The sequence below is a fragment of the Flavobacterium ponti genome (genome assembly GCF_042652765.1).
GTDB lineage: Bacteria > Bacteroidota > Bacteroidia > Flavobacteriales > Flavobacteriaceae > Flavobacterium > Flavobacterium ponti.
The window spans coordinates 146,895-168,403 of the sequence record NZ_JBHSGW010000004.1 but is presented as its reverse complement, the minus strand read 5'-3'; the positions used below and the strand labels follow the sequence as shown (position 1 = coordinate 168,403).

Here is a 21,509-nt window from a genome sequence, read left to right as displayed (position 1 = left end):
ATACCAAAGTTGATTATTTGGAATTTGGATTTTTAAATGTTTTAATTTCTATTTCTAAAATTAATTTGCAACTTCACTTATAAACTTAATTCGCATTAAGCGTAATTCTTCTGTATCATAATCCCCATCAAATTCTTTAAGTGCTGCATCTATCTTGTCAGATTCAGATTCCATGAAGTATTCATGAATTTCTTCTTGTTGATCATCATCTAAAATATCATCAACCCAATATTTTATATTTAATTTAGTTCCAGAATAAACTATTTGTTCCATTTCTTTTAGCAAATCATCCATAGACAAACCTTTGGCTTTTGCAATGTCATCCAAAGCTAACTTTCTATCCACATTTTGAATAATATAAAGTTTTAAACCTGAGTTTGCTCCAGTAGATTTAACCACTAAGTCATCTGGACGAGTGATATCGTTATCCTCAACATATCTGTTTATTAAAGAAACAAATGGACTTCCATATTTTTTAGCTTTTCCTTCTCCAACACCGTGAATATTACTTAATTCTTCAATAGAAATTGGATATTTCAAAGCCATATCTTCTAAAGAAGGATCTTGAAAAATCACAAAAGGAGGAACTCCTAATTTTTTAGCTTCTTTTTTACGAAGGTCTTTTAACATGGCCATTAATGCCTCATCAGCTGTTCCTGTAGATTTTGAAGCAGTAACGATAGCATCATCTTCAACTTCATTATATTCATGATCTTCTGACATCATAAAAGAAACTGGCTTTTTCAAATAAGCTTCTCCTTTTTTACTAAGTTTTAAAACACCATAACTCTCTATGTCTTTATTTAGCAATCCATCCACTAAAACTTGACGAATCAAAGCCATCCAATATTTTTCATCGAAAGCTTTTCCTTTACCAAAGTAAGGTTGTAAATCAATTTTTTGAGCTTTTATGATAGCGTTTATTTTTCCAACTAAGGCAAAAATTAACTCTTTTGACTTGAATATTTGTTTAGTGTCTTTTACCATATTCAGTAAAATAACCACTTGATCTTGTGCTTCGACTTTTTTCTTTGGATTTCGAACATTATCATCCATGTCTGCTCCTTCTCCATTTACATCGTCAAATTCTTCTCCAAAATAATGCAATAAGAATTTTCTACGACTCATCGATGTTTCCGCATAAGCCACAACTTCTTGCAACAAAGCAAATCCAACTTCTTGCTCTGCCACAGGTTTTCCTGACATAAATTTTTCTAATTTCTCAATGTCTTTATATGAATAGTAAGCCAAACAATGACCTTCTCCTCCATCTCGACCAGCACGACCTGTTTCTTGGTAATAACTTTCTAAAGATTTAGGAATATCGTGATGAATTACAAAACGAACATCTGGTTTGTCAATTCCCATTCCAAAAGCAATTGTAGCTACCACAACCTCAACATCTTCCATCAAAAACATATCTTGATGTTTAGCTCTAGTTTTAGCATCTAAACCAGCATGATAAGGCACAGCAGAAATTCCGTTTACTTGTAGAACTTGTGCAATTTCTTCCACTTTTTTTCTACTTAAACAATAAATCACTCCAGATTTCCCTTTGTGTTGTTTGATGAATCGAATGATATCTGACTCAACATTTTTAGTTTTAGTACGTATTTCATAAAATAGATTAGGCCTATTAAAAGATGCTTTAAAAACATTGGCATTTGACATTTCAAGATTTTTCAAAATATCTTCTTGTACCTTAGGAGTAGCAGTAGCTGTTAATCCTATGATTGGTATGTCTCCTAAAAGTTTAATTATATTTCTAAGATTTCTATATTCTGGTCTAAAATCATGTCCCCATTCCGAAATACAATGGGCTTCATCAATGGCTACAAATGAAACTGGAACTTCATTGAAAAATTGAATATAATCTTCTTTAGCTAAAGACTCTGGTGCAACATATAGTAACTTGGTAACACCTGATCGTATATCGCTTTTAACTTGATTGATTTCCGTTTTGGTCAGTGAAGAATTTAAAACATGAGCAATTCCATGTTCAGAACTAATACTTCTCATGGCATCTACTTGATTCTTCATCAAAGCAATCAAAGGAGAAACAACAATAGCTGTTCCTTCTAACACCAAAGCAGGAAGTTGATAACACAATGATTTTCCACCACCTGTTGGCATAATTACAAAGGTATTGTTTCCAGTAATGATACTTTTTACAACACCTTCTTGTAATCCTTTAAATTGATTAAATCCAAAATACTTTTTTAACTCTTTATGCAAATCTATTTCGGTTGATTTCATTCTTATATGTGCATTTAATTTTTTGAAGGACACTCATATTGAATTTCATAAAAAAATGATGTAAATTTTATACTTAACAATTTCTTATGTATTAATATGATTTTGCCTAAATTTGCAATTATAAATATACAACTTTCTTTAAAAAACAAAAAAAAATTAAATAATAAATTTTGAACACATCCGAAACCATCTTATTTAACGCAAAAAAAACAATACTAGCTGAAAGCGAAAGCATTGCATTATTAGTAAATTATTTAACCGCTGATTTTGCCCATAGTGTTGAAAAAATTTTCAATTGCAAAGGAAGAGTAATCATAACAGGAATAGGCAAAAGTGCTATCATTGCTCAAAAAATAGTAGCTACTTTAAACTCAACAGGTACACCTTCAATGTTTTTACATGCTTCTGAAGCTGTTCATGGTGATTTAGGAATGTTATTGAAAGAGGATATCATTATATGTATCTCTAAAAGTGGAAATAGTCCAGAGATAAAAGTTTTAGTGCCTTTATTAAAACGCTTTGGCAACACTTTAATTGGAATGACAGCCGATTTAAATTCGTTTTTAGGAAAAGAATCACATCATATTTTGCATGCTCATGTAGACAGTGAAGCTTGTCCAAATAATTTAGCTCCAACAAATTCTACTACAGCACAACTTGTATTAGGAGATGCTTTAGCGGTTTGTTTAATGGAAATGCGAAATTTTAAAAGTGAAGATTTTGCCATTTATCATCCTGGTGGAGCTTTGGGTAAAAAATTATTACTTCGTGTGAAAGATATGTTAGATACAACTCACACTCCTCAAGTCAGTCCTGAAGCTAGTATTAAGAAAGTCATTATGGAAATTTCTGAAAAACGTTTGGGTGTAACTGCTGTTGTTGAAAACAATCAAGTAATTGGTATAATAACGGATGGTGATATTCGTAGAATGTTGAATGAGAGAGATACTTTTGCTGACTTATCGGCAAAAGATATTATGACCAAAAATCCAAAAAATATCTCTTCATCAATTTTAGTTAGCGAAGCCTTAAATGTTTTGGAAAACAATGCTATCACTCAGTTGGTTGTAATTGATGAAGGAACTTACAAAGGAATCATTCACTTACACGATATTCTTAAAGAAGGAATTGTATAATGGCTAAGAAGAATATAGCAGAAATGTCATTTTTGGATCATCTAGAAGAATTAAGATGGTTATTGATAAGAAGTACAATTGCTATTTTAGTATTTGCAGGTGCTTCCTATTTTTTCATTGATTATATTTATAGTGAAATTTTATTTGGACCAAAGAATCCAAAATTTATCACCTATCAATTCTTTTGCAACATATCAAATTCTTTTGGTTTTGAAGATTCTGGAATTTGCAATGCAGAAATGCCTTTTATCATTCAAAATACCGATATGGGTGGACAAGTCTCTTTCATGATTTGGACTTGTATCACAGTTGGTTTTATAGTAGGATTTCCTTTTATTTTATGGGAAATTTGGAAATTTATCAGTCCAGCACTTTATGACAAAGAGAAAAAATATGCTGTCCTATTTATAGTAGTTTCCTCGTTATTATTCTTTTTAGGGGTTTTATTCGGTTATTTTATCATAACACCTTTATCTGTTTATTTCTTTGGTTCTTTTTCAGCCAGTCCAGAAATTGTCAATGAATTTAACTTAGAATCTTATACAGGAATGATAAAAACATCGGTTTTAGCCAGTGGATTGATTTTTGAATTACCTATTTTGATTTACTTTTTAACCAAATTGGGATTAGTAACACCTGAATCCCTTAAAAAATATAGAAAATACACTTTAATTATAGTATTAATTCTTTCTGCAATCATAACTCCACCAGATATTATTAGTCAAATTATTGTTGCTATTCCAATCATGTTGTTATATGAAATCAGTATTTTAATTAGTGGTGTTGTAGTAAAAAGAGAACTTAAACAAGCATAAAAATGGCAAATGTAGTAGAAGAGTTTAATGAGTATCGTTCAAAAATGAATGAGAAATTATTGGCAGACAATAATAAAATAGTAAAGCGTATTTTTAATTTAGATACGAATGCTTACGCTGAAGGAGCTTTGGATGTTAAAACAAAAGAACTATTAGGATTAGTAGCTTCAACGGTTTTAAGATGTGATGATTGCATCAAATACCATTTAGAAACGGCTTACAAAAACGGAATTTCAAAAGAAGAAATGATGGAAGCCATGGGAATTGCAACCTTAGTTGGTGGAACTATCGTAATTCCTCATTTAAGAAGAGCTTATGAATTCTGGGAAGCCCTTGAGGAAACTAAATAATTGTTAATTCGTTTAACTGTTAAATTGTTTATTTGTTTATTTGTAGCTCAATGCCTTTTAAACTCATAACCTTTTAAACTCATAATCTAAACTATGAAACTTAGAGCAGAAAATTTAATCAAAACCTATAAAAAAAGAAGTGTTGTAAAAGGCATTTCTGTAGAAGTGAATCAAGGTGAAATTGTGGGTCTTTTAGGTCCAAATGGTGCTGGAAAAACAACTTCTTTTTACATGATTGTAGGTTTGGTAAAACCAAATAGTGGAAATATCTATCTTGATGATATGAATATTACCAACTTTCCAATGTACAAACGTGCTCAAAATGGAATTGGTTATTTGGCTCAAGAAGCTTCTGTTTTTAGAAAATTGAGTATTGAAGATAACATTTTGAGTGTACTGCAATTGACTAATAAAACCAAAGAAGAACAAGAAGCAAAAATGGAAGAATTGATTGCTGAATTTTCTTTGGAACACATCAGAACGAATCGTGGTGATTTGCTTTCTGGTGGAGAACGTCGTCGTACGGAAATTGCTAGATGTTTAGCAACTGATCCAAAATTTATTTTGTTAGACGAACCTTTTGCTGGAGTTGACCCTGTAGCTGTAGAAGATATTCAGAGAATTGTAGCTCAATTGAAAAATAAAAATATCGGAATTCTAATAACCGACCATAACGTTCAAGAAACATTAGCAATTACCGATAAAACCTATTTGATGTTTGAAGGTGGAATTTTAAAAGCTGGAATTCCTGAAGAATTAGTAGAAGATGAAATGGTGAGAAGGGTTTATTTAGGCCAAAACTTTGAATTGAGAAAAAAGAAGTTAGAGTTTTAGTTTTTTGGATATAGGTTATAGGTTATAGGTTATAGGTTATAGGTTATAGGTTATAGGTTATAGGATTGGTTTTGATTTAGCTTTTGACGTTACAATATTTTTTTAATTTCTCTAATTTCTAAGATCTGTGTTCCAAAAATCCTACTTCACACAATTTTCAATAAATTCTAGTTTAATTCCATCAAAAACATTTACATCTACTAAACCATCAATTCCATTTACTTGTGCTTTTTCAGTGAATTGCCACAAAAGCCAATCGCTATCCATTTCTTTTCTCCAAAAATTATAATTGGCTATCCAAAACGGATATTCTGAAAATTCATCTTTTAAGAAATCAGTGTAATAACTCTCTCCAGAATAAATAATGGGTTTTACTTTATAATGTTTTTCAATTTTTGTCAACCATCTTTTTAATCCTACTTTTAAGCTATCAATGGATTGAGTTTCTGGTAATTTTTCAATATCTAAAATGGGTGGTAAATCTCCTTTAGACAACTTCACTGTTTTAATAAAATTTTCTGCTTGGAGTAACGAATTTTCGTTGGGACGATAATAATGATAAGCTCCACGAATGTATTTTCCTTTGGTATTTTTCCAATTGTACTTAAACTTTTCGTCTACTTTATCTTTCCCAGCTGTGGAACGAACAATCACAAAATCAACTACAAAGTCACCGTTAATTTGCTTCAATTCTGACCAATCAATGTCTCCTTGATATTGAGAAACATCAATTCCAATAGTTTTTTCTTTGTATGTTGACAAAACCTCATAAATTCGAATGTCATGTAACTCTCTGTCTTTTGGAGATAGTACATTGGAATGTTTTGATTTATAACCCAAATAATACAAAACACCATCACGATATTGATAAGCCACAATAGCCAGCATGACAAACAACAACGCTAAAACAGAAAACACCACTAATTTGGTTAGTGATGTTTCTTTATTTTTTTTAGTTCGTTTAACTGTTGCTTTCTTTTTAGCCAATTGCTGGTTTCGATTTTGAATTGATAATAACTGACAAAAGTATATAAGATAAAACTATTATAGGAATAGCTATAAAATCAAGAAACAAGAACATTAGCACAGCAAAACCCATAAATAAATATTGCAATTTGGCTTCGTTCCAACTGAAAGATTTTAGCTTCAATGAAAACAATGGAATATTGGCATTTAAGAAATAAGCACTTAAAAATGTAATAAACATCAATACATAAGGGTTATTTAACAAATCAAAAATCCATTCATAAGCTCCATAAAACTGAATCATTGGAATACTCATGATAAACAAAGCATTGGCTGGTGTTGGCAAACCTATAAAAGAATCAATTTGACGTTTATCAATATTAAATTTAGCTAACCTATAAGCTGATGCTATCGTAATTAAAAACCCAAAATAAGGAACAATTCCCATGTAAAAAGTTTCTTCAGTAACGTTGTAAGCAGTTTGGTTCATTTGAATGGTTTCAATCAATCGAAACATCATCAAACCTGGCACTACTCCACTAGTTACCATATCTGCCAAAGAATCCAATTGCAATCCTAATTCACCTGATACATTAAGTTTTCTCGCAAAAAAGCCATCCCAAAAATCAAAGAAAATCCCTAAACAAACAAAAATAAATGCTTCGTCATAATAACCTTTAAAAATGGCAATTATAGCTAGCAAACCACTAGAAAGATTTAATAAAGTTATAAAATTGGGGATGTGTTTTTTAATTTCCATAATCGTTTACTCATATTTATAGCAAATGTAATACAATAAGTTAATACTTTTAGAGTTTAGTAATTAAGAATTTTATTCGATATTTGTAAAAAAATCAATTGCATTGAAAAAGTTAGTTGTAATTATCCTCATATTACTTCCAGTATTGGTATGGAGTCAAGCTGTGCGAAAATATTCAAATGAATTTTTAAGCATTGGTGTTGATGCAGCTGCTTTGGGAATGAGCAATGCAGTTGTGGCAAGTACTGGTGATGTGAATTCTGGGTATTGGAATCCAGCTGGTTTATTGAAATTAGAAGACAAACAAGTATCCATCATGCACGCGAGTTATTTTGCCAATATTGCACAATATGATTACGCGGCTTTTGGAATGCCAATTGATGATAGAAGTGCCTTTGGAGTTTCATTAATCCGTTTTGGAGTGGACGACATCTTAAACACAACACAATTAATCGACAGCCAAGGAAATATTGATTACAATAGAATTTCGCTATTTTCTACAGCTGATTATGCTTTAACAGTTTCTTATGCACGAGCTTTACCCATTGAAGGTTTTAATTATGGTGTAAATGCTAAAGTGGTTCGAAGAATTATTGGAGATTTTGCCAATTCTTGGGGTTTTGGTTTTGACTTTGGATTGCAGTTTGAAAGTGACAATGAATGGAAAGTGGGTTTGATGTTGAGAGACATCACTACAACCTACAACACTTGGACTATTAATGAAGAAGAATACCAAAAAATAAAAGATGCTGTTCCTGGTGAAAATCAAGATTTACCGGAAACTAGTGAAATAACCTTACCAAAAGCACAATTAGGAATTTCTAAAAAGTTTGAATTCCATAATGAAATGAGTCTTTTGGCTGCTGGAAATTTGAACATGCAATTTGCTCAAACTAATGATATCATTTCTACAAAAGCTGTCAGTATTGATCCTGCTTTAGGTTTTGAATGGGGTTATACGGATTTGGTTTTCTTAAGAGCTGGTGTTGGAAATTTTCAACAAATCACTCAAATTGACGATTCAAAAAAATTAAGCTTTCAACCTAATATTGGTGTTGGTTTTAAATATAAAGGAATTCAAGTGGATTATGCTTTGACGGATTTAGGAGATCAAAGTGCTGCTTTGTATTCCAATATTTTTTCATTGAAAGTCGATTTGGATATTTTTAGCAGATAGTTGTTAGAAGTTAGAAAATTATTAAAAAATATGACTCGAAAAATACTTACTTTATTTTTTTTTATTCTTTTTCTTACAGGATATTCTCAAACTGTCCCATTATCTAACAATGCTGAAGTTTCCATTATAACCATTGGAACTGCTTCACCTTCTTACGCACTATACGGTCACACAGGAATTCGTTTTACGGACATTTCTACTAATCTTGATGTAGTGTTTAATTATGGTGCTTTTGACTTTGACACTCCTAATTTCATGCTGCGATTTGTGAAAGGTGATTTGCAATATTTTGTAACGAGTAATACTTATGCTGACTTTGAATACAGTTACAGATACGAAAACCGAAGTATCTATGAACAAAAGCTTGATTTACCTATTGATAAAATCCGAACTTTATACACAGAAATAAATAATTCTTTAACTTCAGACGAACGTTTTTATACCTATAAATTTATAGATAAGAATTGTACAACTATGGTTATTGATAAAGTCAATGAAGCCCTAGGAAAAAAAGTAATAGATTTTCAAAAACCTCAAGAGAAGACCTATAGAAGTGTTTTATTTCCTTATGCTAACGAGCAGTTTTTTCAGCAATTGGGAATCAATATTATTTTTGGAACCAAAGTAGATCAAGAGGCTTCTAAATTGTTTCTTCCATTAGATTTGATGCAAGAATTAAAAACAATCACCTACAACGGAAAGCCTTTAGTAAAAGAAACAACAACTGTTTTTGAAGCACAAAAAGAAAATTCTGGTTTTAATTTTTTTGATTCTATTTATTTACTAATTGTAGTACTTGGAATTATAGTTGTACTAAATAATCAAAAAGTGATTTCAATCTATTTTATAGTATTAGGATTACTTGGTTTATTTTTTAGTTTGATTGGATTATATTCTTTTCATGAAGAAGTACTTTGGAATTATAATGTTTTACTATTTAATCCTTTTTATCTGGTATTTCTTTATTTTCACAACAGAAATAATATAATTAAAGCCAAAAGAGTAAAATGGTTAATTCTGTTGATGTTGGTTATTTATGTGATTGTAGTACTAAACAAAGTCTATTTTATTTCTGTATTACCAATAATCATTGCAAATTTTATTCTATTACTAAGAATTAGAATACAATCAACTAACTAATTTTGAATTACTAATAAAAAATCAAAACCTTCGCAATTCATAATTCGTAATTCGTAATTAAAAAAACTACTGTCCTTTGTAAAACAAAACCGTTCCAATAGTTTTTATCAAAACATTAATGTCTAAGAAAACACTTCTATGTTTAATGTAGAATAAATCATATTGTAATTTTATCAAAGCATCATCAATAGTATCTGTGTAAGCATGATTTACTTGTGCCCAACCTGTTAAACCTGGTTTAATCACATGACGCGTTTGATAGAAAGGTAATTTTTCTGCAATTTGCTTTACGAATATTGGTCGTTCTGGTCTTGGTCCAACAATTGACATATCTCCTTTTAAAATATTGATAAATTGAGGAAATTCATCTAATCTTGTCTTACGCAAAAATTTTCCAAATGGTGTAATTCTACTGTCATTTGTTGTTGCAAAAACAGCTCCATGTTTTTCAGCATCTTTCACCATAGTTCTAAGTTTATAAATCGTGAAATTGATGTTGTTTTTACCAACTCTTTCTTGTGTGTAAAAAAATGGTCCTCTGTTCCAAAGTAAATTAAAAAATAATAGTATAGGTGAGATTAGCAATCCAATTGAAATTCCAATGAGCGAAAAGAGAATATCAATAAATCGAGTTACAGTCAAATAAAACTTATTTTGATTACTTCTGCTAAAGGGAAAATACTTGTAAAAATCTTTAGACAAATAAGTTACGGGTAACCTGTTTGTACTTGCTTCATAAACTTGATCATATTCCCTTACAACCACACCATATTCAAGTAAATTAAGTAGTTTTTCATACAAACTAACAGATATTTCATCTTTGGGTTTAAAAGCAATGACGATTTCATTAAGTGAATTATTATACACAAAATCTTCTAGCTCATCAAAAGGTATTTTATAATAGGAAGATTTATTTTCCGCTTCCACACTAGCAGCAACAAATCCTAAAACTTCATAATGCGGATTTACAATAACTAAATCTTTAACCATTTTATTTAGTGATTTGCTATCACAAACAAATAAAACCCTTTTTACAAATCGTTTGGAGGCAAAAAATCTCAAATAAATAAAACGCCAAATCAGCAGGGCAAAGAAAACCGCTAAAAAGAAATAAATAAGTTGAATTCTATTAGAGGGTAATCCTGGAGTTAAAATAGGAGTCAATAGATAAAACAAAACCGTTGCTGAAGAAGTCAGAATTACACTTCTTACCATTTGGTATTGATTACTAGCTACTTGCAAGTTGTACAATTCAAAAACAGTTCCAAAAAAAGTTAAATAAACACTTAAAACAATTGTCCAATAAAAATTAGATGTATTAAGATAAAAATAAGAAAAACTAAAGACTTCTCCTACAATATAAAGAGAAAACAAGACAAAAATAACATCGATAATTCGAAGTAGAATCTTTCTTTCCGAAATTTCTAAATGTATTTTCTTTTTGGCTTTCATGTGTTGGTTTTACCAGTGCAAATTAACCAATAAATTTACAGTTAAACTATAAAAAAACTTTTTTTTTGACGATAAATTAAGCTAACAAATTGTGCCATTGATACTTTACTTGTTGCCAATCCATACTTTCAATAAGTATCTTAGCATTATCGATAAGGTTTTGAGCCAATGGTGTTTCTGTCAATAAAATTTCTACAGCTTGAACCATAGCTACCGTAGCATTATCACCTACTAACAGAGCATTTTGTCCATTAGTCAACATATAAGGAATTCCTCCTACATTAGTGGTAACAACAGGCAAACCTAATGCCATAGCTTCAATTACACTTATTGGAGTATTGTCAAAATGAGTCGTGTTTATGAAAATATCATATTCGGCTGCTAAATCAGTCCATTCATTTTTGGAAAGTTTACCAGTGAAATTCACTTCCAAATTTAAACTCTTGGCAAATTCTTTTGTTTCCAGCAAACTACCGTCTTTATCAGGTCCAACCATGGTTAGCGAAGCAATAGGGTATTTTTCTTTCAGTAATTTTAAAACCTCTACAGCCATTTTTGGGTTGTATATTTTTGCAAAAGACCTAACCCATAAAATTTTAGGTTGAATTACTGTTCTTTTCTTAAATTGATAGTCTTTTAATTCAATTGAATTGGGTATAAAAATTACATTTTTAAATCCTCTTTCTTTAAATTTTTCTAATAAATAATTAGAAGGAGCCACATTAGCATAAGAATGTTTAAAAATCAGTTTACATAAATAAGGATTCTTGTTTAAGCGATTGGGTAAGTCTCCTCCTCTTAACAACGGAATGTATTTAGTTTTAAAAAAACTCGCTATTTGACTGCAAAGAAAAGCATACCAAAAACTCGAAGTACTATAGGTATCAATTAATATATAATCCACTTTTTTTGCTCTAAAAAAAGTGGTAATCATCATATCGAATAGCCTTACAACTTGATTCTTTTTATCAGAAGTATATTCAACAATATATCCTTCCTCTGCCAAAAAAGAACCTAAGGTTTCAATAGAGGTTTTATTAAATCCGTGACTATTTAATTTATTCCCTATGTAGAGTAGTTTCTTCATTTAATGTAAAATTGAGTAAAGATAATGCATAGATGAATGCAGGTGCTGCAATTCGCATAGCAGCATGGTTAATAGTTAACAACCAAAACATATAAAAAGAAAACAAAAAAATATTTTGTCTGTTATTAAGAAATAAAAAAATAGGCATGAGTAATAAAATTAAAAGATTTATTACACCTAACACCCCGTGTTCGGCTAACATTCTTGAAATTTCATTATGTGACGCAGATTCTATACCTGTTAATTCTTCTCTAAATTGTTTATTGACTCCAACTCCAACTCCAGTTATTGGATTATCTAAAAACATAACTAATTCACTTTCCACCAATTTTTCCCTTCCTGAAAATTTACTTGACTTTTCTCTTCCTAAAGCATCTTCTCCTGCATACCTTTTGTTGATCATTCCTCCTGTTTGAATAGAACTGTAGATAAAAATTAGTATTCCTGCAAAAATTGAAACAATAAAAATTATATTAATTTTAAATCTGCCTTTTAAATTCGAAATTAAATACATCGAGAACAAGCTTAAAGCTATCATAATTATCCCTGTATAAACTCCTCCCCTTGAGAAGGTTAAAATTCCGCGATAAGAAATATAAGCCAATAAAATAATATTTATAAAGTAATATCTCTTTTCTTTGGTATATAATACTAATCGTATAAAAACCAAAAACATACCCAATCCGATAATTGTTGAAACTTGATTAGGTCCAAACCCTCCTGAGGTTTCAAAATTAGATTCTGTTCCCATAAAGATGTTTCTATTACTTGGTGTATATAAATACATATAAGTTACCATTGAAACTATAGGTAAAATCATTGACGTTATTAAAAACTCCATTTCTTTCTTAGTGACTTTTCGTTGATAAGCATAAATAGCAGAAATTGCTAAACAGACTGGACCTGATAAATTAAAAGCAATAGCTTTTCTTATATTTATTTCAAAATTTAAGGCACTAATTCCAATAAAAACACCTGGAATTAAAAACAAAATAAAGAGCCAATAAATGAATGATTTTTTGGAGAGCCCAGAAAAATATAGCCCTACTAACAAGAAAATTATAACAGAATATTTTCCAAATTCATTATTTGGCACTCCATGTGTCATCCGAAAAAAAACCTCACTAGCTACTATATATCCTGCAAAAATTAATGCTTCATTATTTTGATTTTTCTTCTTTACTATAACCATTAAAAAAAGAAAAAAAAGAAGGATAGTTAAAATCTTTGATAAAAATGGAACAAAAAAAACCAAAACACCTATAAAAATGTGGAATAGTAACAATTTTGTATATGTAATATTTTTAATTTCCATTTAAAGTAATATATCTGATTTCAATTTTGTGAGGTAGTTGGTAAAAGTAAACTTTTCTGCCAATATGGATAAGTTTCTTGATTTGTTTTCTAAAAAATTTACTTTCTCTTCGAAGGCTGACATTAAAATTTCTTCAAAACTAATTGCAACTTCCTTATCCCATAAAAAGCCATTGGAATCAGTAATATAATGAGGTATACTACCAACTGTAGATACAATCGGAATAGTACCATAACATGCTGCTTCAGCAATCACCTTTGGAAAGCCCTCTGACTTTGAAGGAAGTAATAAAAAATGAGATTCTGATAAAATTTGATGAACTTTGTCTTTACCCAAAAATCCGTGAAAAATTGCTTTATCATTTAAAAATAAAGCCTCTTTCTCAAAAAAACTTCTTTTTGTACTATTACTATTGCCAATAAAATGAATTTTCTCTATTTTGTCTAAATCAATTTGCTTTAGGGAAGCCAATATAACATCTACTCCTTTTGACTCATCTAATCTTCCTATAAAACAAAGAGTAAATCTACCGTCAAATTTTTTGAATTGAATTATTTCTTTTCCTCTGATGATATTGTCTGTAGTTAAACATGGATTTTCAAAAGACAAGCAATGTTTAGGTTGATTATCCCAAAAACCATTTATCGTAACTTTTGAATGCTTGGCTCTAACTAATAAATTTCTTTGAAACTTGTAGAAAAAAGGTAAAGTTTCAGCATTCCAACTGCCAGCAAATTTATGCCACCAAATTTTATTCTTCCAGAAAAAGGAAATAACAGTTGCAATAAAAGCCGGATGAGATGGAGCTCTTGTATGTACAACATCTGCTTCTCTAATATATTTTAAGATTTTAAAAAAAATCAAGGGATAATTTAAAAGTATAGCTATTAGTGCAAAAATAGATTTACCTCCAAGTTTTTTTAATAAAACAACCTCAACATTTTTTGATTCAATTTCAATAAGAGTCTTATCTGAATGCCTTTCTGGATAATTATAACCTATCCAAATAATCTTATCAAATAAATTTTCAAAACTTTTAATTTCGTTTACTACTGCGTTAAAACCATAATAAGTCCCATTTTTATAACAAATAGCAGTATCAGAAACTATAGTCAAGGTCTTATACATAATAAATATTTTTTAACCTATTATAATAATCCGTTTTGCCAAAATGCTTTTCAAAAACAGTATTCATTAAAGTAGTATTCTTTGGAGTATTGATTAATTTTACAATTCTATCGATCCACTCTTCTACAACAAAATTATCAATAAAATATTCAGGAAAATAAGGTTTTAAAGTTTTGGCAACTTCACCAGTCTCATGAGCCAAAAAAGGAAGACCTTGAGCCAAATATTCTATTAAAACTAATGGTCCTGATTCTGAAAATGAAGTATGCAACCCTAGCTTAAAATTAGAAAGTATAGGCTGTACATTTTCAATATTTTGAATGATTTCAATGCTTAAGTCAGATTGTTTAGTCACTAATTTATTAAAATATTCTTGGTCTTGATTCTTACCAATAATAGATAAAGAAAAATTGCTTTTTTTTATAATATCAATAGCAAATTCATTGTTTTTGACAGGTTTTATGTTCGAGACTAAAACTAAATCTGTCTGGTCTTCTAATTTCTCAATAATGTCAGATCTTAGTATAATATTTTGAAGTGTAAAAACATTTTTATTATTGACTTTTAAACAATTAATTGCCCAATCACTTAATGATTTACTCACTCCAATATATAATTTTGGTTTTAAAAAGGTATTGAACAAAAAAGGAATCTTTTTATTTACATCAATAGAACCATAATGATCATGCAAGATAATTTTAGACTTAATTCTAAAAATAAAACAAACTAAAGCAATGTATCTATAAACATGTCTAAAATGACAATGAATGATATCATATTTTTTGAGTAACAAACTAGCTTGATGCATTTTAGAAAAATTCCATTTTCCTTTTCTTTTGAGTTCATAAAAGATTATTTCAGTATCTAATTCCTTATGTAATTTGCCCGATTCAAGTAAATAAAAAACTTCGAAATCTTCTTTATTTTCTTTTAAAATATTACACATATCAACAAATACTCTCTCACCTCCTCCAATATTTAAGGTATCAATAACTTGTAGTATTTTAATTTTTTGAGCATTCATTTTCTTTTATTTTCTCAGCATTTTTGAAGCTTGACTCCAAGATTTAAAAACTTGAAACAAAACTAAAGGCAAAAATACAGGTAAAAAAATGAAGGATAAAAATTTTAAGAATTTATTCTTCTTAAATTTATAGGGAATTAATGATGGTAAAATTGTTTTGCATATATATAGTTTTGTCAATTTACTACCAAAATATTTTCTAGAAAGATACAACACACTAGGAACAGGTCTTGGTCCAAAAAGCTTTTTAGGTCGCCATCCGTCCCAACTACCCATTTGTCTTAATCCTCCTTGACTTACCTTTAAATGAATTCGTTTGGCCTTGTAATTGGATATATTTTTATAACCGTTTAAATAACATCTTAGTCCATATTCTCCATCACCCATGCGTTGTTTTTCAAATTGCAAATCGAAAAAACCTATTTGGTAAAATATTTCTTTTTTCAATAAAACATTCCCAGTATCTAATTGATCACTCCATCTAAAATAATTGTAATGTTTGGGAACTTCTGCTCCAACCTTACTGATTGAAACTCCTGAAGACAAATCGGCATTATAAAAATCCAAACATTTTAAATGCTCGTAAACCCAATCGCTTTCTACTAGAGAATCATCATCATACAATAAAATATAGTCACCTTTTGCTGATTGTATCGCTTCATTTCTGGCTTTCCAAAGAGCTTTTTCTTTTTGAAACCAAAATTTCAAATCTAAATTCCAACCATCATAAAACTCCTTTTTAAAATCATCGGTTTGATCCACAATAATAACTTCAAAATTTTTATAGGTTTGATGCTCTAAGTCTTTTAAAACATCTTTTAAATATTCATACCTATTTAAAGTTGGAATCACCACAGAAATAAACGGATTTGATGCTACTAATTCACTTTCAAAAGATTCGTACGAAACATCATTTAAAAGGTTTTTAGCATAATCAACTCGTTTTACTTTTCTTGTCTTTAAAAACCCTTTAATTTCTTTAAATGGATTATGAAATGTAAGCAAACGAATTAATAAAACGTAAACAACCCATGCTTTGTGAAAATTTTTATTTAAAAAACGATATTCATCTTCCATTGAAAATGCATGGTGCTTCCAAACATCAATACCCTCTTGTCCTTCTTTTGAAATAAACCCTGATTGAAAAGCACTCCAAGCTAAATCATAAGTTTGTGCCGTCTTATTTTTGTAATTTTTGTCTTTTTCAATATAAAAACCAGCATGTTTCAACTGCTCTTCAGTTGGAAAATAACCAAAATCTTTAAGAGATTTCAAATTAAAATACCAAATGGGTTTTATATATTTTAAATGGTTAAATATCATTCGAAATCATTGCTAACATTCCTTCTACAGAAAGTGTCTCTTTCCATAGTTTTCTATTATTGAGTTGCAAATGTACAAATTCATCTGTTGATAAATTAGCATGAAAATGGGAAACAATTTGAGCTAGGTTTTTTCTATCTTTCCATTCTACCCAAACCACATGTTTCTTCCAATCAATTTTATCGTCAAAAGGCAACAAACAATCAGTATTGATAAAAATTGGAATTTTTCCTAACATTAAGGTTTCATAGAGTCTCACAGAAAAATTACCAGCTCCTCGAATACATAAAATATAGTCTGATTCTAAAATATTATTATAATACTCTATTGTTGTTTTTGTTCTTTCTTCTTCTGTTAAAGCTCCACCTCTGTAATGATTCCTATAAATAAAATTAGTTTTTACTTGATTCGAATTATCTAAAGAAGCTAATAATTTAGCTCGTTCATAAGCTGATGCAAATAAAGGTTCATACACTTTATTAAAAGGATTTTTCATAAAACGCTTTCCATTTTCAATTGAGCACTTTAGGATTTCCTTAAAACGTTTTACATTTGAAACTGTTGCATGACCACAAAAACCTATTAAAGGAAAAGCTTTCTTTTCATTTGGAATTGGATTTTCTAACTTAAATATTCCCTGAAAATGATCTGAAAGTCCAACTGGAAAACCTTTGTTTTTATTACTTAATTGCGATTTAAAACCTCCTTGTCTAAAATAAATAATATTTGAAAACTCTTTAAATTGAAAACCAAAATCTCCACCAATGTAACCGTAAGCTTTTATATTATTTTGAATACAAATCTCATTGATTTCTTTTAGTAAAAAATCTTGTTTTGATTCAAAATAGTGATTAATTGAAAAGGGTAACAAAACAATATCTGCTTTATTGACATCCACTTCATACTGAAAGTATTCATTACTTACAGATTGCCAATTCAAATCTTTCAAAAAAGGTCTGGTTAAAATAAAAAGACTTTTTTTGTTTTTTATGGGAATATTTTTGTGTGCTATATATACTTTCAATCTTAATTATTTTTATAAAAAGCAACAAACTGGTTAATTTGATTTTCAATCGTAAAATTAGTTTTTATTCTTGTCTTAGCATCTTTAATGATAGTTTCTTTTTCATTTTGTTCTAATGACATTGCTTCCAAAATTTTTGAAGCTAATAGTTCTGGTTTTCTTTTAGGAACAATAAATCCAGTTTCGTTATTAATAACATTTTCTGACAAACCTTCTGCATCGCTAACGATACATAGTAAACCCATAGCTTGAGCTTCTAATGCTGCATTACAAAAACCTTCTTGTAAACTATATTGAATATAATAGGTGGCTTTTTCCATTTCATTTTTAATCTCATCATGTTCTAATTTTCCTAAGAATACAACTTTCTTATTTAAATCGAGTTGGTGCACTAAAAATTTTAAACGTTCTTTTTCTACTCCATCTCCAACAATTTTATAACTAAAATCTACTCCTCTTTTGTGTAAAATTGACAAGGCCTCAAGTGTATAATCCAATCCTTTAATCCAATTTAACCTTGCGATTGTGATAAAATTGTTTTTAGTTTTGAGCTCTGAATGAGATGAAAATTTTTTAGTATCAATAGCAGGTGTAATTTTAACAATACTATCCGGAGAAATCGAATTATTGATCAAACCACTTTTCATTCCATCAGAAAGCACATGATATTTTACTTTTTTTGAAAACAAACACTTATAGCAATCTTTATTCTTAATTGGGTATACATAATAATCAAACCCTCTAAAACTAACAGCCATTTTTGCTCCAATAGCTTCTGCAACATTTTCCCTATCGATAACCATTGTTCCAAATCCAAAATGCAACCAATCCAATTTTTGCGATAAAAGATGACTGTTAATGATGATACTTTTTATACATTTTGAAAAAGACAAGTTATCTTTTTTGTCTAATTTATAAAGACTTTGAACTTGATTAAAATTAAAAATAAGTGTTTTAAAAAGAATATACAGACTTAAAAGACTATTCCCTAATTTGTTTTTTGAAAATGCAGGAGAAGGAATTATAGTACAGTTTAAATTCGTTTTCTTAGAAAAATTATTGACAAATAAAATAACTTCAAAACCATTGGCTTGAAGACCTCTAATTTTACTAGTAAAAAAAGTCTCTGAATAACCTGGAACCGATGGAAGTACAATACCTATTTTCATACGGTTGGATTTGAATTATTGATTTTATCATAAAAAACCTCAAAATCATGTATCATTTTATCTTTTCCATGCTGATTTTCAATAGCTTTTCTAGCATTAAAACCAATGGCATTATATTTTTCTAAACCAAGTTGATTAACTCGCTTAATCGTTTCAGCAATTGCTTTTGAGTCTCTAATGGGTACAATAAATCCGTTTTCATTATGCTTTATAATTTCAGTCATTCCACCACATTCTGTTGAAATAATCAAAGTTCCCAATGCCATAGCTTCTAAAACTACATTGGCAATTCCTTCTTCTAAACTTGGTAATAATACAATATCCGATTCATAAATTACTGCTATAATTTTTTCAAAAGAAACGTTTTTTTGGAAAATTACTTCTTCTTCCAAATGCAATTGATTTCTTTGAAAAAGTAACTCTTCGTCATTATCAATACCTATAATTTTATACTGAAAATTAAAATCTTCTTCTTTTAAAATAGAAAAAGCATCGAGAGCATAACTGTAACCTTTTAGCCAATGCGAACGTCCAATAGAAAGTATTTTAAGTTCAGAATTTATCGTTCTTTTAGACTTGTAAATCAACTTATCTAAATCCAATCCGCTATAAATAACAGCCGTATTTTTTAAATCAGATTCATAGTCTTTTGCCTGCTCCAAAATAGCTCTTGAAACAGCATGAAAACCATCGACTTTGTGAAAATTGTTTATATATTTTGTATGTAAAGCATCATCAGCAATTGGACTAATAGAAATATGTGTTCCTCTTAAGCTTAAAACAAATTGGATTCCGAATTCTTTTACCCATAACCAATCTTCAATACCTTTTGCCCATTGCAAATGAAAAATATCAGGTTTATGATATAGAACTGGATAATATTTTAGCTGTTTTATTTTTCTATTTCCTTTTTGCTTATCTATTATTCCGTCTAACTTTTGTTTTTCATTAGACTTAAAAATAGAAAGTAAAAGGGTGTATTTTAACAAAGTAATAAACTTAGTTAACTTACTTGAATAGCCTATTTTTTTAATGTTTTTAGGATAAATAACTTTCTTTTTTTGTTTTCCAAAAAGGTAAATAGTGTTTCCAGAGGAAGCTAATCCAGCTATCAATCTTTCAATGAAAGTAGTGGATGGAATTTCTCCAGAGTAGATGGCTATTGATTTATTTTTCATGGCCATTTATTTTAGAAAACAAAGAAAGTGTCAACAATATACTGACATCGTGTGAATAATAAACTGAATCTTTATTTTTGAAATTTGCATAATACTCTTGAACAATCTCAGGACTTACTAAAGTTTTGAAATTTTTATTTTCAAACAACCATTTTTTAAGTTGAATTTCGTTTTCTGCACCTAGAAATTGTAATTCCCAATTTCTTTGTATGAAATATTTGTTGGTAACAATACGTTTTAATTTATCAAATACACGATACGGAAAATTATAGGGAAATTTATTATTCTTATAATTGTACAAATTAAAAGGACGATGATCTTGCCAGGTTATTTTAGCTAAAGCAGGCATTCTTAATTTTAAATATTCAATCTGAATTTGTCTTTCTGCTAAATATTTTTCTGGAATGGTACAAATAAATTCACACATTCTGTCATCATAATAAGGTAACGAAATTGGCCTTACAGCTTCAAAAATTGACAAATTAGTACTGGTCCATCGAGGTGCCCAATACAAACTTTTGAAAGCTCTAATTTGAGCATTAGCATTGGAAGGAATATTTATTTCATTTAATAGAGTACTTATTCTGTTTTTAAAATACGTTTCAAAATCACCTTCTAAATTCCATGATTTCCACAAACTATTTGCAAGTTCTAAACCTCCTTTTTTAACGACTTTTTTTAGTAAAATATCTACCTGTTGCACATTTGACAAATCATCAGCAACTTGCATATCATCAAATAAAACATCTCCCCAATGACCTAAACTAAAAATATCACCCATTTCAACATATTCTTTTATAAAAGCCATTTGTCTTGGATGAGTGAATTCAGAATAACATTGATTAATTTGGGCTAAATTTTCAATTTTATTCCACAAATAGCCTGCTGGAACTTGCCATTTTTGGAACGAAAAGCCACAAGCTTTAGCTATTTTTTCACTATAATAAGTTTCGTTATGTCCGTTTTGAAACTCATAGCTATAACTGTTTACTTTATTTCCCAAATGATATAAAGCAACTGCTTGCGTGCGACTATCTAATCCACCTGAAAGAGGTAAAATTACTGTTTTATCTTGAACTTGTTCTTTTATGATTGTTTCAAATAGTGAAGCAAATTCTTGAACAATTTGTTGTAATGGTCTTTCTATTGGAGTATAATGCCATTTAAAATTAGATTCTTCAGTAGTTATTTTGTTGTTTTCAATGGAATAGGAAGTAGCAGGTTTTAGTACTTTTAGTTTTTTATAATAAGTATCACTATCTAAAAAAAAGCCAGTAGCTGCAAAAACACATATAGCTTCATAATCAAGTGTTTTCTTTGCTCCAACAAAAGTTGGTTTACTTGGAATTATTGTGTTTTTAATAGACTGCATGAT

The 21,509-nt window shown here is 29.4% G+C and carries 19 protein-coding genes; 6 read left to right on the top strand and 13 right to left on the bottom strand.

From position 1 onward, the window contains the following. Positions 1–60: 60 nt before the first annotated feature. On the bottom strand, positions 61–2,256 hold the full coding sequence (recQ, locus tag ACFO3U_RS06095; RefSeq protein ID WP_379739244.1) for a DNA helicase RecQ: 2,196 nt from the start codon (positions 2,254–2,256) through the stop codon (positions 61–63). 170 nt (positions 2,257–2,426) lie between these two features. On the opposite strand from recQ, the gene ACFO3U_RS06090 reads away from it, so the two are divergent. The 4 genes from ACFO3U_RS06090 (at position 2,427) to lptB (ending at position 5,391) form a co-directional block, all read left to right on the top strand. Further along, positions 2,427–3,392, top strand: coding sequence for a KpsF/GutQ family sugar-phosphate isomerase (locus ACFO3U_RS06090; protein WP_379739241.1), 966 nt, complete (start codon positions 2,427–2,429; stop codon positions 3,390–3,392). Beyond that, positions 3,392–4,207, top strand: coding sequence for a twin-arginine translocase subunit TatC (gene tatC, locus ACFO3U_RS06085; RefSeq protein WP_379739238.1), 816 nt, complete (start codon positions 3,392–3,394; stop codon positions 4,205–4,207). Before ACFO3U_RS06090 ends, tatC begins: the two co-directional genes overlap by 1 nt. Positions 4,208–4,209: 2 nt before the next feature. Beyond that, complete coding sequence (locus ACFO3U_RS06080) at positions 4,210–4,557, top strand: carboxymuconolactone decarboxylase family protein (protein WP_379739235.1); 348 nt, start codon at positions 4,210–4,212, stop codon at positions 4,555–4,557. 93 nt (positions 4,558–4,650) lie between these two features. Then, a complete protein-coding gene (lptB, locus tag ACFO3U_RS06075) occupies positions 4,651–5,391 on the top strand; it encodes an LPS export ABC transporter ATP-binding protein (protein WP_379739232.1) in 741 nt (246 codons plus the stop codon). A 141-nt stretch (positions 5,392–5,532) separates the two neighbouring features. Here the strand turns inward: lptB and ACFO3U_RS06070 are convergent, their stop codons facing one another. Together ACFO3U_RS06070 and ACFO3U_RS06065 are read right to left on the bottom strand one after the other, a co-directional pair. After that, positions 5,533–6,378, bottom strand: a complete 846-nt coding sequence (locus tag ACFO3U_RS06070) for a glycoside hydrolase family 25 protein (RefSeq protein ID WP_379739230.1) — start codon at positions 6,376–6,378, stop codon at positions 5,533–5,535. Further along, positions 6,371–7,111 (bottom strand): CDP-alcohol phosphatidyltransferase family protein, encoded by a 741-nt coding sequence (locus ACFO3U_RS06065; protein ID WP_379739899.1) that lies wholly within the window; start codon positions 7,109–7,111, stop codon positions 6,371–6,373. Before ACFO3U_RS06065 ends, ACFO3U_RS06070 begins: the two co-directional genes overlap by 8 nt. 109 nt (positions 7,112–7,220) lie before the next feature. Between ACFO3U_RS06065 and ACFO3U_RS06060 the strand changes: the two genes are divergently transcribed. Both ACFO3U_RS06060 and ACFO3U_RS06055 read left to right on the top strand, forming a co-directional pair. Beyond that, the gene (locus ACFO3U_RS06060; protein ID WP_465254191.1) at positions 7,221–8,294 is read left to right on the top strand and encodes a putative type IX sorting system protein PorV2; all 1,074 of its coding nucleotides are present in this window, start codon (positions 7,221–7,223) and stop codon (positions 8,292–8,294) included. A 30-nt stretch (positions 8,295–8,324) separates the two neighbouring features. Further along, on the top strand, positions 8,325–9,434 hold the full coding sequence (locus tag ACFO3U_RS06055; protein ID WP_379739227.1) for a lipoprotein N-acyltransferase Lnb domain-containing protein: 1,110 nt from the start codon (positions 8,325–8,327) through the stop codon (positions 9,432–9,434). 66 nt (positions 9,435–9,500) lie between these two features. Here ACFO3U_RS06055 and ACFO3U_RS06050 read toward each other — a convergent pair whose 3' ends face one another. The 10 genes from ACFO3U_RS06050 to ACFO3U_RS06005 all read right to left on the bottom strand — a co-directional run bounded on the left by ACFO3U_RS06050 (position 9,501) and on the right by ACFO3U_RS06005 (position 21,506). After that, positions 9,501–10,886 (bottom strand): sugar transferase, encoded by a 1,386-nt coding sequence (locus ACFO3U_RS06050; protein ID WP_379739224.1) that lies wholly within the window; start codon positions 10,884–10,886, stop codon positions 9,501–9,503. A 76-nt stretch (positions 10,887–10,962) separates the two neighbouring features. After that, positions 10,963–11,973 (bottom strand): glycosyltransferase family 4 protein, encoded by a 1,011-nt coding sequence (locus ACFO3U_RS06045; RefSeq protein WP_379739221.1) that lies wholly within the window; start codon positions 11,971–11,973, stop codon positions 10,963–10,965. Further along, positions 11,945–13,165, bottom strand: coding sequence for an O-antigen ligase family protein (locus tag ACFO3U_RS06040; RefSeq protein ID WP_379739218.1), 1,221 nt, complete (start codon positions 13,163–13,165; stop codon positions 11,945–11,947). Before ACFO3U_RS06040 ends, ACFO3U_RS06045 begins: the two co-directional genes overlap by 29 nt. Before the next feature lie 123 nt (positions 13,166–13,288). Continuing rightward, a complete protein-coding gene (locus ACFO3U_RS06035; protein WP_379739215.1) occupies positions 13,289–14,416 on the bottom strand; it encodes a glycosyltransferase family 4 protein in 1,128 nt (375 codons plus the stop codon). Then, the gene (locus tag ACFO3U_RS06030) at positions 14,409–15,440 is read right to left on the bottom strand and encodes a glycosyltransferase family 4 protein (RefSeq protein WP_379739212.1); all 1,032 of its coding nucleotides are present in this window, start codon (positions 15,438–15,440) and stop codon (positions 14,409–14,411) included. The genes ACFO3U_RS06035 and ACFO3U_RS06030 overlap by 8 nt, the downstream gene beginning before the upstream one ends. A gap of 6 nt (positions 15,441–15,446) precedes the next feature. Next, a complete protein-coding gene (locus ACFO3U_RS06025) occupies positions 15,447–16,715 on the bottom strand; it encodes a glycosyltransferase family 2 protein (protein WP_379739209.1) in 1,269 nt (422 codons plus the stop codon). 37 nt (positions 16,716–16,752) lie between these two features. Then, on the bottom strand, positions 16,753–17,787 hold the full coding sequence (locus ACFO3U_RS06020; protein ID WP_379739206.1) for an exostosin domain-containing protein: 1,035 nt from the start codon (positions 17,785–17,787) through the stop codon (positions 16,753–16,755). Between the two features lie 2 nt (positions 17,788–17,789). Next, positions 17,790–18,956 (bottom strand): glycosyltransferase family 4 protein, encoded by a 1,167-nt coding sequence (locus tag ACFO3U_RS06015; RefSeq protein ID WP_379739203.1) that lies wholly within the window; start codon positions 18,954–18,956, stop codon positions 17,790–17,792. Continuing rightward, entirely contained in the window at positions 18,953–20,134 is a 1,182-nt protein-coding gene (locus ACFO3U_RS06010) for a glycosyltransferase family 4 protein (RefSeq protein ID WP_379739200.1), read from the bottom strand. Before ACFO3U_RS06010 ends, ACFO3U_RS06015 begins: the two co-directional genes overlap by 4 nt. Next, positions 20,124–21,506, bottom strand: coding sequence for an asparagine synthase-related protein (locus ACFO3U_RS06005; RefSeq protein WP_379739197.1), 1,383 nt, complete (start codon positions 21,504–21,506; stop codon positions 20,124–20,126). Before ACFO3U_RS06005 ends, ACFO3U_RS06010 begins: the two co-directional genes overlap by 11 nt. Positions 21,507–21,509 lie beyond the last annotated feature (3 nt).